Genomic DNA, 13882 nt, shown 5'->3' with positions numbered 1-13882 from the left:
AGCCCTTGGCGAAGCCCCGGGCCTGCAGGCGGGGCCTATCTGGAGCCATGACGTCATCGCGGTGAACTGCCGCAGGTGCGTGCGCCTGTTCGCGGACGCCGGGAACGAGCCGTGCGCGCCGGCTCCGATGCCGTGACCTGTCGACGATCTGATGGTCCGATGTTGGAGCGGACGTTGGCGATGGCGTCGCCGATGACAGTGAGGTTTCGCAGGCCGAGGAAGTCCATTTTCAGCAGCAGGAGGTGACGCTGAGTGAGGCCGGTGCCGGGGCTCAGCGCAACAACGTGACCACCGTGGCGATGGACGGTGGGATGGCGATGATCACGGCCATCCACGCCGGGCCGATGAGGCGGATGCGGCGCGCGAGCCGTCGAGCCGGGCGATGCCACCAGACGTTGCATGAACAGCGAGGGCAGTGGGCGGGAACGAGTGCGTGCACCAAGGTCTCCTATACCTTTGGCCCGGGTCACTCATCCGGCCTGCTGCCACCAGCCTGCCTCGCACGCCTCGGAACGGTCGCCAGCGCGGCATGCTCTTCCATCACGCCTTCTGGGTACGCCACGTACCTCGGCTCGTGCTGTGGTGCCGGGTCCGTGGTCACAAGCCAGTGTTCGACGGACACGGCCCGATCGGGTACGGCCGCCGCACGGCACGCTGGTTGACCTGTGACCGAGGGCGGCGGGGATCAGCCGCGACAACGCCGCCAGCCAGAGCCGGTCGGCGTGACCCCGTTGCGGCCGGCCGCCGAGCTGACGGCGGAGCACCTGGTTCTCGTGACGGAGCACCAACAGCTCAACGTCCTTGGGCAGGTCAGCGCGGACCAGTGCCGCCAGCAGTTCGAACACGCCCCTCAGCAACCGGTTGGCAAACGATAACAACACCCTGGGACGGTCGCAGCAGCCGTTCCGAGCGCGCAGCGAACTGCCCGCTCACAGTACGAAACCGGGTTTCCGAGCGGGACAGCATGCCAGCACCGTGATGACCGCCGACACCTACGTCTCGGTGCTGCCGCAGCTGTATCACGACAGTGCTCGGGCGACGGCGCGGCTGGTGCTGAAGGCGGTCCGGGCGACCAACCGGAAGATCAGCGAGGCCCGGGAGACGACGTGACTCACATGCCGCTCACCGTGACTCACGATCAGACGACGCGACTACAGACTCGGGTAAAAGCCGCAGGTCGGCGTGGTAGGGCGGGTGGGACTTGAACCCGCGACCCACGATTATGAGCGACATTACATGTCATTTATTCCCCTGCAACACGGCTGCTCACGCCAGGCTTTCAAGGACGAGTTCGAGCAGCCGCTCCATCCAGTAAGAAGATCAGCAGCACATCCCGGCCACAGACGACGGCCCAGGGCACAGGGAACAACAAATCGTCGCCCACCTATCGTGCCCCCGGTAACTCCACAATTGCCTACGACTACGGCGCAATGACGAGATACGCCCTGCAGTACTGGGACAATTACAACCCGAACTATCGAACCTACGGCGGTGAAGGTGGCGACTGCACCAACTTCCTGTCGCAGATAGTCAAGGCCGGAGGCTGGGCGGAGACGGGATCCTGGCCAGGTGAGAACCGGCCCCTCCCCGACCTGTGGTACTACGGGCACGAAGGGAACTGGAGCTCCACCTGCACCTGGGCAGCGGCCGAAAACTGGTACTGGTTCGCCTCTCCCTTCAATTCTGGCAGGACAGAAGTTCTCGGCCACATCTGGGAGATGGGTGTCAGCGACGTTCTGCAAATTGACTTCGACCGGAACGACAACATCAGCCACTCCATGCTCGTCACCGGCCGCGACGGTGCAGGACAGAATGCCGACGAGCTGTACATGACCACCACAGCGTCAATACTTACAATAAGAGACTGAGCAGTATCACCGCGGCGACCCCCGATGCATGGTTCTACGCACATCGGACGTGACACGGCAGACATGAGCATCATCTCGGACATCCGGTGGAGGCCGACCTTGGCTTTGGCCTGGGCTTTGACCTTCGCCGGATGCACGCAGCTGTTCGGGTGCGGCATCGCGGAGGCTCCTGGAGTGCCGCCACTCCCCGGGCCGCGGTGGACGCCTATGTGCTCGGGCTGAACGCATGATGCGCAGAGGCTCGCTCTGCTGGCTCCGATCGGGAACGACCCGGCAGCCGATATCCGGCGGCGGCTGGACACGCATGGCGGCCGGCAGATCCGGCTGGAGAATGTCGACATCAGCAGCGAGATCTCGCCGAAGATGGCGACTGCCCGGCTCGTGGGGCGCAGCACCTCTGGGCGCTATCACGAGACCCTGGTGCTCACTCGCCAGGAGCGGCGCTGGTATGTCGCCCTGGGAGCGCATCCCCATCCGGCAATGACCCCGGCCTCGACGGCTCGCCCTACAGGCTATGTGCAATGAGGTGCTGGTCATGGCACGAATGTGGTCGTAGCAGATCATAGATCGTTTACGGGTTGCACTGCAGGCCCAGTTGCGCCAGATCGCCACGTCGAGGGCCAGTAGGGTTGCGTCCACGGGAGCGGTGTATGAGTTTGGCCTGGTCACAGGCATGGCGTGGTGAAATGACGTGATCCTTCGAGTAGCAAGATCAAGATTCGAAGGAGAACCAGGCGATGGCCGTGGATCCCAGTGTGACGTCCGAGCAGTGGTCGGCGAAGCAGATCGAGACCGACGACGCGGATCTGTTGCGATCCATGGTGAAAACCATGGCCGGTCGGCAGATGCAAGAACCGGCCCTCACCGACGGACCCCCGCTCCTCACGTTCAGGAACTCACGCGAGCCGTCGCAGACCGTTTCTCCAGCGCGGGCTGTGCGATGGAGGCGAGATGGCGCTGAATCTCGACATTGCGGAACTGGTAGACGGATCCTGATCTGCGCAACACGCCCAGCCGGTGCGCCTCTTCGAGGAAGGTCATCAATTTCCACGGGAAGTCCCACTTGAAGAATAGCCATATCCGGGCGAGGTTGAACGTCAGCCAGGCCCCGCCGACGCGCGCCGCCGCGCAGATGACCACGCAGTAGAACAGGGTCTCCGCGAGCTCGATCATCAAGGAGAACATTCCGTGCGGGGTCTGGATCAGAGCGCGTATCAGACCCATGAGGACGATGGCCAGCAGCGCTGCGCGCTGGACGCCGAGCATGGTCCGGGGCCTGCTCGGATCGGACCGACGAGGCGGGTGCGCGCTGAGCAGCAGGGCCGCCCAGCCGGCCGTAGGGAGGCCGATCACGGCTGCGGCGAACCATCGCAGGTCCGGCGGAGCCAGCGCGAACGCTCCCATCCCGGCGGCGATGCCGGCAAGGCCGGCGAGCAGCAGGCGCTGGTGGTGGAGCCCCAGGTGCCGGGGCTCGCCGCCTAGCGTGATGGACATGGCTAGCCAGTAGGCCACAAAGCCTGCCATCAGGCTAAAAGGCCGGAAAGGACCGTATTGAAGGGCGAACGCGGCAAACGTCGCGAGGGCGATGGTGACCCCGACCCGCTTGTGCACGTTGGGAATCTGCAGGTGCAGGCGCCACCACGCCAGAGCCACCTCCTGCCTGCTCTCCAGGAGCCTGGCCAGAACCCCGAGTTGCTTGGTCGCTCGCTGCGCGTCGCCGCCGTACAGGGCGGGAAGGTAATGCTCGAACAGGTAGCGGCGAATGTCAGCTTCCTCTTCGAGGGCGGCCAGTTCGTCCGGCTCCTTGCCGCCGTCCCGAACGGCCACATTCGCGAGATGAGCCATCAGAGGATTACGCAGTACGTTGAACAGCGCTCCCTTCCTGTCCCGCATGCGGGCCCGCACCTGTTCCCACCGATCGCTCTCGTGCGTGAAGGACGCGGCGGTCAGAAATTTCATGATCTCTTTGGGGTCGCCGATCGGCTGCAGCTCCGCCACGGCGGCTCGCCCGAGCGCACGCCGGGACGTTTCGACGGCTTGCTGGTACGGCTCGAGCCGGCAGGTCACGATGAAGGGCAGACCTTCGGTTCCCGAACAGGTCAGCTCTTGCAGGGCAAGGGCGCCCACGTCCGGTGCCAGCTCGTCGAACCCGTCGAGGATGATCGGAATGCGCCCGCCGTCCACCAGTGCGGCCGCATCTCTGCGGTTGAAGTCGGCCTGCGAATCAAGAAAATCCTGGTCGATCTGGGCCGCTATCCACTCTCGCAACGGTTGCCGCGCGGGCCTGCCGTCACCGCGTTCGCGGGCGAGGCGCCAGTCGGAGAACGAGACGAGCACCGGCAGCCACCGCCGCTCGGCCTCCTCGTCCGACAGAAGCTCCTCGGCGAGCAGCAGGGCTGTCACGCTCTTGCCGCATCCTGGCGGCCCGACGATGACCATCTGGGGAGACTTCAGCCTGGTGAACGCGCGGGCGAGTGCCGCCACGTCACGGCCCTGGCTGTCATCGAGTCTCTGCGATTCTCTCGCGGTGACCTGACGCTCCTTGCTGATGGGACGCCATTCCACCTTCAACGGCGTCGTGAGCTGCAACTCACCCTTCCGGTCGCCGTAACGCCGCCGGAGCTGCCTGCGCAGCTGTGTTTCCAGGGGCGTGAGATCGAGAGCGGCCAGGCGCGCGGCCCGCCTGCCGTAGAGCGTGCCGAGCACGGTCAAGGGCAGGCCCACCGCCGTCAACGCCAGACTGGCCACGCCTGCTCGGCTGTTCCAAACCGCCAGCGGCGCATCGCTGGCGGCTCCGTCCAGGCCGAACAACCACCACAGGTAACCTGCGACCCCCGCCAGGAACGCCGCCAAGCCGAGCACGGCCAGCAGGCGCCCCCGCTGACGACGTCTACCCGCCCACATCATCATGATCGCGCTGCTCCGCTGTCCCGTTTCGACGAGCGTCCCACAACCTTGCCGACCCCATGGATCGATTCATGGGAAATGGTTGATGAGAGTGGTTTAGGCGTTCATGGCCGTACAACGCGCGGAAGGTCCGCTCCGGGGTCAGTCAGCTGAGAGCGCGTCGGCCGATGGCGGCAGGCACCTCTGCGGCCGTCGCAGACACCGCCGGCACCGGCGGCACCGGCGAGGCGGAGGTTGTCACCGCGCTCGACTCCGTGGCCAAGCCGCTGACCCGCGACCTGGACGCCTTCGGCGCGATGGTGGGTGACGCGCAGGTGGTCGGCGTCGGCGAGGTCACGCACAGCACCGCCGAGTTCTACGCCCTTGGGAATGGCAGAGGAAGTACGGCGCCGGCACGTCGTTCTCCAGGCCGATGTAAGGGCTGGAACCCCCTGGCTTGACCTCCCAGCGCCACTCCCATGTGGAGTTCGCCGGTTTCCACGAAATGAGATAGCCGTAATTGACGTGCTGGTACATGCAGTACGTTTTGTTGGTCCGGTTCCAGAACGACGTCGTCATGTCGTTGATCCAGTCCCCTACGTTGGGTGCGTCCCCGCTGCTCGTGAGCCGGCGTCCCTCGTAGTTCATATCGCCCCAGATGCAGAACCTGCCGGGGCGCAGATCTCGCTCCCAATGGCCGCGGCGTCCCCCTGTTTCACGTCGTCGCCTTTCGCCGGACCGGGCGCCGTGGGTATCGGGCTCGGCTCGGGCGAGGCGGCCTCGGCGTGCTGGACCGGCACGCCCCATGACGCCGAGGCCGTGAAGATCGCGGCACCGGCGACGAGCGCGGTGATAACCCGCCGACGACCACGGGTGTCAGGTCTGGTCAACAATGTGCTCACCTCTCTTGAACCGGCCCGGTGGGCAGGTTTTCCGCCGGAACCCGTTCGAAAGCCCGGTGAGAAGAACCGCCCTACGGCGGCTCGATCAAATTAAGCCCAGATCCTGACCGATCGCCGACCACCTCGCCGGCGACCGGGAGGAGGCGTCACGCCGGGTGACCGGGCGTACCCGGCTCCGAGACGGCCGCATTCTTGGCTATGGCCGGCCCCTATTCACCCGGGTGAGTAGAGCGTTACTTTCTCCGCCCGTGATCCCGGGGGATCGTGGGGTGCCCGCACCAAGGCAGGTGAGAATTCCTCAAGGAGGCCGCCGTGTCGTACCTCGATGTCCTGGACCCGGACTTCGACTTCGATACTCCGGAGGTCTATGCCGCCCAGGCGGAGAGCTGGTACGCCGACAGCCCCATCGGCCTGCTCGTGCTCCGCTACCACGAGGCCAGCGAACTCCTGCGCGACCGCAGGATGGAGCACGACGGCAAACGCTACATGGAGACGCACGGCATCGTCGACGGCCCGATCTACGACTGGTTCGTACCGATGATCGTCAACCACGAAGGAGAGCACCACCGCCGCCTCCGTGGCCTGTCGAACAAGGCGTTCACCGCCCGCCGCCTGGCCGCGCTGCGGCCGTTCGTACGGGAGCAGTCCGAGCGGTTGGCCGGCCGCCTGACCGGCGACGAGACGCGCGACTTCGTCACCGAGTTCGGCAACCGGCTGCCGCTGACGGTCATGTGCCGGCTGCTCGGCGTACGGCCCGAGGACTACGACCTCATCGGCACCTGGACCGCCGACCTCGGCCTGGTCTTCACCCTGTCCGGGGGCGGCGACGTGGTGGCCCGGCTGGAGAGGGCAGTCGTCGGCCTCTACGACTACGTCGGTCACCTCATCGACGAGAAGGCCGCCCGGCCGGGCGACGATCTCAGCTCCGACCTGGTCGCCGCCCACCTCGCCGACGAGAGCCAGATCAGCCGGGATGAGCTGAGCAACCTCCTGGTCACCCTCGTGTTCGCCGCCCACGACACGACCCGGCACCAGCTCGACAACGCCATGCTCGCCTTCGCGGGGCATCCCGATCAGTGGACGCTGCTCGGGCGGCAGCCGGAACTCGCGGTCCAGGCCGCCGAAGAGGTGATCCGCTGGCAGCCCTCGGTGCCCACCGTCTACCGGTACGCCGTCGAGGACTTCGACTACCAGGGGCTGCCCATCGCGAAGGGGGCGTACCTCACGATGTGCGTGAAGGTCGCCCAGCGGGATCCGCGCGCGTACAAGGCCGCCGACCGGTTCGACATCACCGCCGTCAGGGACGTGCCGCCGCTGCAGTTCGGCGCGGGCCCGCACCACTGCCTGGGCGCCGCGCTCGCCCGCGTCGAGGTCAGCGAGGCGCTGGCCGCCCTCGCCACCCGGCTGGGCCCGCCGTCCCTCGCGTGCCCGGTGCCCCGGATGACCCCCATCGGCATCCAGGGCCCCGAGGTTCTGCCCCTGCGCTTCGGCTGATCATTCCTTGCCTGACCGGCCGCTCGGAGGGCAGCGGCGCCACGGGGTGGGCTTGCGACCGACAGGTCAGTCGTGTCCGGGTGCTGGGCGGCGTGCGTTCGCCGCTCTCGCGGGTGCTTCAGGGCGGTGCGCCCTGGGTTTGGTGGAGTCGCGTTCTTGGGTTGTCATGCCACGGTGAACGTGTCCTCGAACTGGATCGGGGCCGGCGGCGGCTCCTGCGGGAGTCGTGTCCTGTTCAGGCGCCGTCCGACGGTGGTGGCCTTGGCGCCGCCGGCGAAGCGCACGCCGAAGCGCAGCAGCTGGTCCGGCAGGGGTCGTTCGGCCTTCACCCCGGTGATCATGTGGGGGAACACCGCCCGTCGCCACGCCGTGCGGTCTTGGCGACCTTGCCGGCAGCGGTAGCACACGGGTTCCTGTCCCTTGCCACCGCTTCGGCCTCGCGGCGGTCGGCGAGGAACGCCTTCAGATCGCGGTCGAGGGCCGCGGCGCCCGCGCAGGACTTCCCCTTGAAGCCGGAAGGCTTGCAGGACCGGTAACGGGCCCGCGACACCCCCGGCGTGCTCCCCGACGCGCCACCGGTGTGGCACCGGACCTCTTCGGCCGCGGCCTGCCGATGTGCCGGAGTCTCTGCGGGCATCAGGGCGAGAAACTCGATGCCCAGCAGGGCGAGTAGCGTGACGCCAGCGCACAGTCCTGCCCGCGTCCACGTGGACTGTCGAACGGGCTCAAGGAAGCCCGCCCGTTCAGGGAGTGCAAGTGGAGCCTATATCGCTGGGCGACATAAAGGCCTGCTCACGCATCACGCCGAAAGGTTTGCCTCCGGGAGGGAGACCGGGCTCGCGCATCGGGGCAGGGTGGTGGGGGAGAGCGAGGGTGTTTCATCGGCGCCCCGGTCAGTGCTCCGTCAGCCCGCATCGTCTGGGCGAACGTCTACATCATGAGGTGATCTCTGATGGTCGGACATCTACTGGTAGCGGCAAGTCTGGTAAGCACTTCGGCTGTGCCCGCGGCACAAGCCGCCGACGGGGCCACCACCGTGGCGCAGGCACCTTCCGGGCCCGTTCCCGTTCCTCCCGAGCCCCTGCCTCCGGGGGTTCCGGACGATGAATGACCGGTGACCGAATCGCCTGCCGCGGGGGTGGATGTCACCGGGGGCGGGGGATGGGGTGCACCTGGATGACGTCGTGGTGGCCGACCAGCAATGATGTCTCATCGTTGACGTCCGCTGCCGCGGCAGCGGACGTCACAGCCACCATTTCTTGCGGCAGCCCGTGAACCGGGCGGCGCATGACCACGTCGTCCAGGGTGTGAAGCGAATCGTCGCGCTCCTGCTCCTCGCCTCCGGCTGCGGAACGCCGCTGGCGGACGCCGCCGAGCCGACCTACACCTGCCACGACCGGCCGATCCCGCTGGACGTGATGAGCACCGCACGCCCGGCGACGCAGCTCGGCCCCGACGGCCGGGCCGCCCTCAAGGGGCACGAGGTCCGCCCGGTTGAAGACCTGGACAAGTGGCGCATCGTCGAGGAGACCGGCGAGCGCGTCGCCATCATGAAGAGGTTCGACGAACCGGAAGAACGCGGGAGGGCGACGGCCACCCACGACTTCCTGGTGGTCGAGCGCTTCGGCCCGCCGGCTGCGGACGGCCGCCCGAGCTGGCACCTGCGCAGCCGCGGCGGCTGCAGCCTGCGGCAGGACCTGGGCGACCTGGGCGTCGCCGAACTCGCCCTCGACCCGGCGAAGCCCGCCACGGGCAACAGCCTCCACCTGCTGGTGACCGAACGGGATTGCGCCAGCGGGCAGTCGGCCGCCGGGCGGATCCGGGTGGTCGGGCTGGAGGAGACCGACCGGGACGTGCGCCTGGTCATCGGCGTCGAACGCGCCCCTGGCAACTTCCACAACTGCATGGGCAACCCGGCGACGCCGTACACGGTCGAGCTGAGCCGCCCGCTTGGCGACCGCGTCCCGCTCGACGCCAGCCTGCACCCCACGCGCGAGATCATCACTCCCTAGGACGGCGCTACCTCCGGGAAGGGTTCGCGGCGAGAGCGCGTTGAGGCGGGATCGGGACACGATGACGACGGGGTGGAACCCGCTCCACCAGGGAGGGTCGGGAGCCGATCAGCCTTCGCCAGTTCGAGTACGCCCTGACGGTCGCGACGGAGGGCTCGGTGACGGCGGCGGCGGAGTCGTTGCGCGTCGCCCAGCCGTCGATGGCTTGCCACCGCGGTCGGCGTGCTGGGCGCTGCTCGCCACGGTTGCACCTGCCTGCACCCCGATGATCACCGGTCGGGCTCTGTGGTGCAGGACAGGTGAGCAGGGGTGGTGGCAGGACCGGTGGCAAGGAAGCCGAAGGAGGTGGTTGCGCCGGGTCGGACGGCGGCGTTGTATCGGGTGTTGCCGGCTGTGATCCGGCCGCCGGAGACGGTGAGGGCAGTGTTCCAGTGCCGTGTGACGGCCTGGCCCGCGGGTGGACGCCAGCCGACGGTCCAGCCCTTGATGGTGGCCGCGCTGGTGTTCTTGACCTTCACCTCGCCGAGGAATCCGGTGTCCCAGGAACTGAGGACGCGATAGGCGGCGGTGCAGCCGGAGCCGTGGTTCTTGAAGTCGCCGAGCTCGTCGCGGGTGATGACGTGCGGGTCCTGGTAGACCCGCTTCAGGAACTCCAGCGAGTTGTGCTGACCGTCCTGGACGAACGATCCCGACCAGGTGACGAAGAAGCTCCAGTGCGCATGGTAGGCGCGGGCCAGGGCCGGGTCGGGGATGGAGCCGACCTCGCCGAGCGCGACGAGCTTGCGGTTGCCGCTCAGGTCGACCAGCTTCTCGTACTGGCCGCTGAGCGGACCATGGTCTCCGGCAGGCGGGTAGGAGTCGACGCTGACCACGTCGACCACGTCGTCGCCCGGGTACCAGGCGGGCGAGACCGAGTTCCAGACCCAGATGAGATTGTTCAGCCCGTGGTGGTCGGTCAGCCGCTCGTAGAGGATGCGCCACAGCTCCTTGGCCGCCTCCGGGCCCTTCGCGCCCCACCAGAACCAGCCGCCCTCGGCCTCGTGCAGGGGACGCCACAGCACCGGGACGTCCGCGTCGGCGAGCCTCTTGAGCTGGACGGCGATGGCGTCCATGTCGCGGATCAGCAGCCGGTAGTCCTGCGAGTCCTTATCGGCGAGGGCGGCGGCCACGTCGAAGGTGGTCGCGTCGGTGTAGAAGCCGCGCCACCACTCCTTGCCCGGTTCGTCGATCAGCCCGCTGGGGGCGTTCCAGTGCCACACGAACGTGGTGATGCCGCCCTCGGCGTCCCACTGAAGGGCCCGCTCGACCTCCTCACTGGTGGCGCCCCGTTCGACCCGGCTGGGCGAGTAGTCCATCATGTCCAGCCCGGCGATCGCGGGAGTCGCCCCGACGTTCTCCCGCACCCACTCGACGCTCGGCATGTCCTGCTGCCCGGAGATCAGGTTCTTGCCGAAGTTGGCGGTGAGGTAGCGCATCAGTCCCTTGGCCTCGGCCGCGGCGTGCGGGTTGACCAGTGTGCCGGTGACCTGGTGCGGCGGCGGAGGGTTCACGGGCTCGACGGTGATCGCGTCGATGTAGTACCAGCCCCAGTTGTTCACGATCGTCACCGTGTTGTCGCCCTCGAGCAACAGGACCTTGCCCGCCGCCGCGCTGGTGAAGGCCGTGCTCTCGGTCAGCACCACGTCACCATGGCCCGCACCGTTGAGCCGCAGGGTGGCGGTCTTCGTGCCGAACGGCGCGCTGTAGCGCACGGTAAGTGAGTGCAGGCCGCCAGGGCTGTCCGGGATCGTCATCGTGAGAGTGTCGGTGGCGGTGTCGAACCCGGCGACGTATCCGGTTCCCGAATAGCCGGCGGCGTCGGATTCGACGACGACGCCGTCCAGCACGCCGTCCTCCGCCTCGACCGTCTGCGCCGCCCGGACGGCGTTGGCTGCCGTCGCCGGTACGGCGAGCAACGCGGCGACCAGCGCGAGCAGTGCGACCAGCCTGACCTTCATGGCACCGCCTTGACGAAACGAGGAGACCGGGGGCGGCCCTCAACCTAGGGGCGCGGCGCCGGCCAAGGAAGATCACCAGCCGGTGGCGGGCCCCGCGCGCCGCCTGCCAGCACCGATCCGTGTCCCGCCGGTGAAACGTTCACACCATGCTCATGACACGCCACGGCGGCGTTGGTAGGACGCCGTGACGGCGGCGAGCAGCGGTGCCCACGCCACGAGGGGCAGGTAGACGAGCCCGACGAGCAGCCTTCCGGTCCCGGTCATGTCGGCGTGCGGCAGTGTCCACCAGAACAGGAACGGCGTCCACAGCAGGGTCAGTACCGCGACGCCGAGCGTGAGCAGGGCCGCACCTTCGGTCAGCCCGGCCAGAGCCACCAGGTACAGCGGTCCCCACATGGTCGTGCCGATGATGTCGCGCAGGCCCTGCTCGGTGTAGCCGAGCGGAAGTCCCGCGGCCAGGCCGACCCGCCACAGGCTCGACGGCAGCACGAGCAGGGGCACCGCGTGCGCCGCACCGACGGCCCATCATCTGCCACCATGACCCGCACGACCTGCCCGAACGGCTCGCCCAGTTCGCCTGCGCCGCGCTGCGGTCCAGCACCTCCACGCCGGCCATATCCGCGTGAACCTCCACTGTGCTTGTTCTTGACCCCCCGGTTTGTTGTCGGGCCACGAGGGCACGGCCGCGTTCGGCGGACTTGCTCACGTCGGAGCAAGACAAGCCGGCGCAGCGCCGGAGTTGTGCCCGGAGGCGGCGCTTGGGCCGGCGTCCGGGCCTGCACGTCCTGTCGCGGCGCCGCATGGACGCGCGTAGTGCTCGCGGATCGGCGGGCCGGTCTCCACGGCCTCGGCCGGCAGGATGATGAACAAGCGCGTACCCCGCAGCCGGATGAAGCCCATGATCTGGTTCGCGCCTTGCCGGCTCCGTCGGACGGGGGGAGCCGTGACTGACGCCCGTCTTGTCGGCGATGTCGATGAAGCTCCTCTGCCGGACCCCTTCTCGGCGAAGAATTCGGCCGACGGCTCTCTTGAGTCCTCTGATGCGTCGCGTGACCATGGATGCCATCCGATCAGGTATGCCGGATGGCAGATTGCATGCTGGCGGATATAACCTATGTCCGTCAACATAGAAACTGAGGAGGCTTCCATGCGTTGGGTGACCTACGCGACCGACATCGGTGACCGCGCCGGCGTGCTCGGCGATGACCTGATCCACCCCGTCCCGCCGGGTGTCGGTCTGATCGAGCTCATCAGGCGGGGCGCAAACGAACTGCGTGCCGCCGGGGAAGCAGCCTTAGCCTCGAACGAGCGCCCGGTCCCGCTGGCCGACGCCCGGCTGCGCGCGCCGATCCCACGCCCACCGTCCGTCCGCGACTGCCTGTGCTTCCTGGACCACATGCGCAACTGCCAGCAGGCCTCCGGCGCGCCCCCCACGCTCAAGGACGCCTGGTACGAGATCCCCGCCTTCTACTTCGCCTCCCCGGCGACGATCGTCGGCCCGTACGACGACGTACCGATCTCTCCCGGGAGCGCCTGGTTCGACTTCGAACTGGAGGTCGCCGCAGTCATCGGCCCCGGAGGCCGCGACCTCACTCCCGAGCAGGCCGAGCAGCACATCATCGGCTACACCATCTACAACGACTGGTCGGCCCGCGACCTGCAGTTGCGCGAGTCGCCGCTGGCGATCGGCCAGGCCAAGGGCAAGGACGGCGCCACCACCCTCGGCCCGTTCCTGGTCACCCCGGACGAGCTGGCGCCCTACCGCCGCGACGGCCGGCTCGCCCTGCGCGTCGAGGCCAAGGTCAACGGCCGCACCATCGGCTCGGGCCGTACCGACGCCATGGACTGGAGCTTCGGCGAGGTCGTCTCCTACGCCTCGCGCGGCGTCGACCTGCTGCCCGGTGACGTGTTCGGCTCGGGCACGGTGCCCGGCTGCTGCCTCATCGAGCACCTGTCGCTCGCCGACCCGGCCTCCTTCCCCGGCTGGCTGCGGGACGGCGACGTCGTCGAGCTGAGCGTGGAGGGGCTGGGCGAGACCCGGCAGAGCGTGCGCGCGTCGGCGGCGCCGTACCGGCTGGCGCCCCGGCCCAACCCCGACCGGCGGCCGCCTCGCCCGCGCGTCAACCGCGCCCCGTCGCGGCTGCCCTACACGCGCGGCCTGCACGAGGTCGGCGCCGGCGTGTGGGCGTGGCTGCTGCCCGACGGCGGGTACGGCTGGAGCAACGCCGGCCTGATCGCGGGTGACGGCGCGTCCCTCCTGGTGGACACCCTGTTCGACCTCCCGCTCACGGCCGAGATGCTCGCCGCCATGCGCGCCGTCACCGACCGGCACCCGCTCGCCCACGCCGTCATCACGCACGCCAACGGTGACCACACCCACGGCAACCAGCTGCTGGGGGAGAGCGTCGAGATCATCGCCGCGGCGGCGACCTGTACCGAGATGCGGCACGAGATGCCGCCGGAGATGCTGACCGCCACCCAGGTCGTGGACGTCGGCCCGGCGACGCCGTACTTCCGCGAGCGCTTCGGCGCCTTCGACTTCAGCGGCATCCGCCTGCGGCTGCCCGACCGCTCCTACGAAGGGGAGCTGATCCTGGACGTCGGCGGCCGGGAGGTGCGCGTGATGGACCTAGAGCCTGTACGAAGTTCGGATCTTTAGACTGGGCGGAGGCTTCGGATCCATAACACGGCTCCGCGTAGGTGCAGGCCGGCCAGATAGCTGT

General features: G+C 68.2%; 13 protein-coding genes. 7 read left to right on the top strand and 6 right to left on the bottom strand.

All coding sequences use genetic code 11. The features are described 5' to 3' along the window. Positions 1-53: 53 nt before the first annotated feature. On the bottom strand, positions 54-401 hold the full coding sequence (locus AB0I79_RS59325; RefSeq protein ID WP_357894256.1) for a hypothetical protein: 348 nt from the start codon (positions 399-401) through the stop codon (positions 54-56). A 574-nt stretch (positions 402-975) separates the two neighbouring features. On the opposite strand from AB0I79_RS59325, the gene AB0I79_RS59320 reads away from it, so the two are divergent. Further along, positions 976-1110 (top strand): hypothetical protein, encoded by a 135-nt coding sequence (locus AB0I79_RS59320; RefSeq protein ID WP_357894253.1) that lies wholly within the window; start codon positions 976-978, stop codon positions 1108-1110. Positions 1111-1241: 131 nt separating this feature from the next. After that, on the top strand, positions 1242-1868 hold the full coding sequence (locus tag AB0I79_RS59315) for an amidase domain-containing protein (RefSeq protein WP_357894331.1): 627 nt from the start codon (positions 1242-1244) through the stop codon (positions 1866-1868). A gap of 888 nt (positions 1869-2756) precedes the next feature. Here the strand turns inward: AB0I79_RS59315 and AB0I79_RS59310 are convergent. Further along, positions 2757-4778 (bottom strand): hypothetical protein, encoded by a 2022-nt coding sequence (locus tag AB0I79_RS59310; protein ID WP_357894250.1) that lies wholly within the window; start codon positions 4776-4778, stop codon positions 2757-2759. Positions 4779-4942: 164 nt separating this feature from the next. Here AB0I79_RS59310 and AB0I79_RS59305 point away from each other — a divergent pair, with 164 nt between their 5' ends. After that, entirely contained in the window at positions 4943-5215 is a 273-nt protein-coding gene (locus AB0I79_RS59305; protein WP_357894337.1) for a hypothetical protein, read from the top strand. Here the strand turns inward: AB0I79_RS59305 and AB0I79_RS59300 are convergent. Then, the gene (locus AB0I79_RS59300) at positions 5109-5561 is read right to left on the bottom strand and encodes a peptidase inhibitor family I36 protein (RefSeq protein ID WP_357894247.1); all 453 of its coding nucleotides are present in this window, start codon (positions 5559-5561) and stop codon (positions 5109-5111) included. The genes AB0I79_RS59305 and AB0I79_RS59300 overlap by 107 nt on opposite strands. Before the next feature lie 407 nt (positions 5562-5968). Here AB0I79_RS59300 and AB0I79_RS59295 point away from each other — a divergent pair, with 407 nt between their 5' ends. Next, positions 5969-7150: a cytochrome P450 gene (locus AB0I79_RS59295; RefSeq protein WP_357894244.1), complete on the top strand. Its 1182-nt coding sequence runs from the start codon at positions 5969-5971 to the stop codon at positions 7148-7150. Between the two features lie 164 nt (positions 7151-7314). Here AB0I79_RS59295 and AB0I79_RS59290 read toward each other — a convergent pair whose 3' ends face one another. After that, complete coding sequence (locus tag AB0I79_RS59290; protein WP_357894242.1) at positions 7315-7479, bottom strand: hypothetical protein; 165 nt, start codon at positions 7477-7479, stop codon at positions 7315-7317. A gap of 978 nt (positions 7480-8457) precedes the next feature. On the opposite strand from AB0I79_RS59290, the gene AB0I79_RS59285 reads away from it, so the two are divergent. Next, entirely contained in the window at positions 8458-9162 is a 705-nt protein-coding gene (locus AB0I79_RS59285) for a hypothetical protein (protein ID WP_357894239.1), read from the top strand. Between the two features lie 107 nt (positions 9163-9269). Beyond that, entirely contained in the window at positions 9270-9431 is a 162-nt protein-coding gene (locus tag AB0I79_RS59280; protein ID WP_357894328.1) for a LysR family transcriptional regulator, read from the top strand. On the opposite strand, the gene AB0I79_RS59275 is transcribed toward AB0I79_RS59280, so the two are convergent. Together AB0I79_RS59275 and AB0I79_RS59270 are read right to left on the bottom strand one after the other, a co-directional pair. Then, complete coding sequence (locus AB0I79_RS59275) at positions 9432-11159, bottom strand: glycosyl hydrolase (protein ID WP_357894236.1); 1728 nt, start codon at positions 11157-11159, stop codon at positions 9432-9434. 150 nt (positions 11160-11309) lie between these two features. Next, complete coding sequence (locus AB0I79_RS59270; RefSeq protein ID WP_357894234.1) at positions 11310-11660, bottom strand: hypothetical protein; 351 nt, start codon at positions 11658-11660, stop codon at positions 11310-11312. Positions 11661-12306: 646 nt separating this feature from the next. On the opposite strand from AB0I79_RS59270, the gene AB0I79_RS59265 reads away from it, so the two are divergent. Further along, positions 12307-13818 (top strand): fumarylacetoacetate hydrolase family protein, encoded by a 1512-nt coding sequence (locus AB0I79_RS59265; RefSeq protein WP_357894231.1) that lies wholly within the window; start codon positions 12307-12309, stop codon positions 13816-13818. The last annotated feature ends 64 nt before the right edge of the window (positions 13819-13882 follow it).

Source organism: Nonomuraea sp. NPDC050202 (genome assembly GCF_040656115.1).
GTDB lineage: Bacteria > Actinomycetota > Actinomycetes > Streptosporangiales > Streptosporangiaceae > Nonomuraea.
This window is presented reverse-complemented; position numbering and strand designations above follow the sequence as displayed.

Excerpts from the sequence above, each read along its gene's own strand:
- AB0I79_RS59300 (WP_357894247.1), bottom strand. The coding sequence starts at position 5,561 with ATGGGGCGTGCCGGTCCAGCACGCCGAGGCCGCCTCGCCCGAGCCGAG.
- AB0I79_RS59305 (WP_357894337.1), top strand. The coding sequence starts at position 4,943 with ATGGCGGCAGGCACCTCTGCGGCCGTCGCAGACACCGCCGGCACCGGC.
- AB0I79_RS59275 (WP_357894236.1), bottom strand. The coding sequence starts at position 11,159 with ATGAAGGTCAGGCTGGTCGCACTGCTCGCGCTGGTCGCCGCGTTGCTC.
- AB0I79_RS59265 (WP_357894231.1), top strand. The coding sequence starts at position 12,307 with ATGCGTTGGGTGACCTACGCGACCGACATCGGTGACCGCGCCGGCGTG.
- AB0I79_RS59325 (WP_357894256.1), bottom strand. The coding sequence starts at position 401 with ATGCAACGTCTGGTGGCATCGCCCGGCTCGACGGCTCGCGCGCCGCAT.
- AB0I79_RS59310 (WP_357894250.1), bottom strand. The coding sequence starts at position 4,778 with ATGATGATGTGGGCGGGTAGACGTCGTCAGCGGGGGCGCCTGCTGGCC.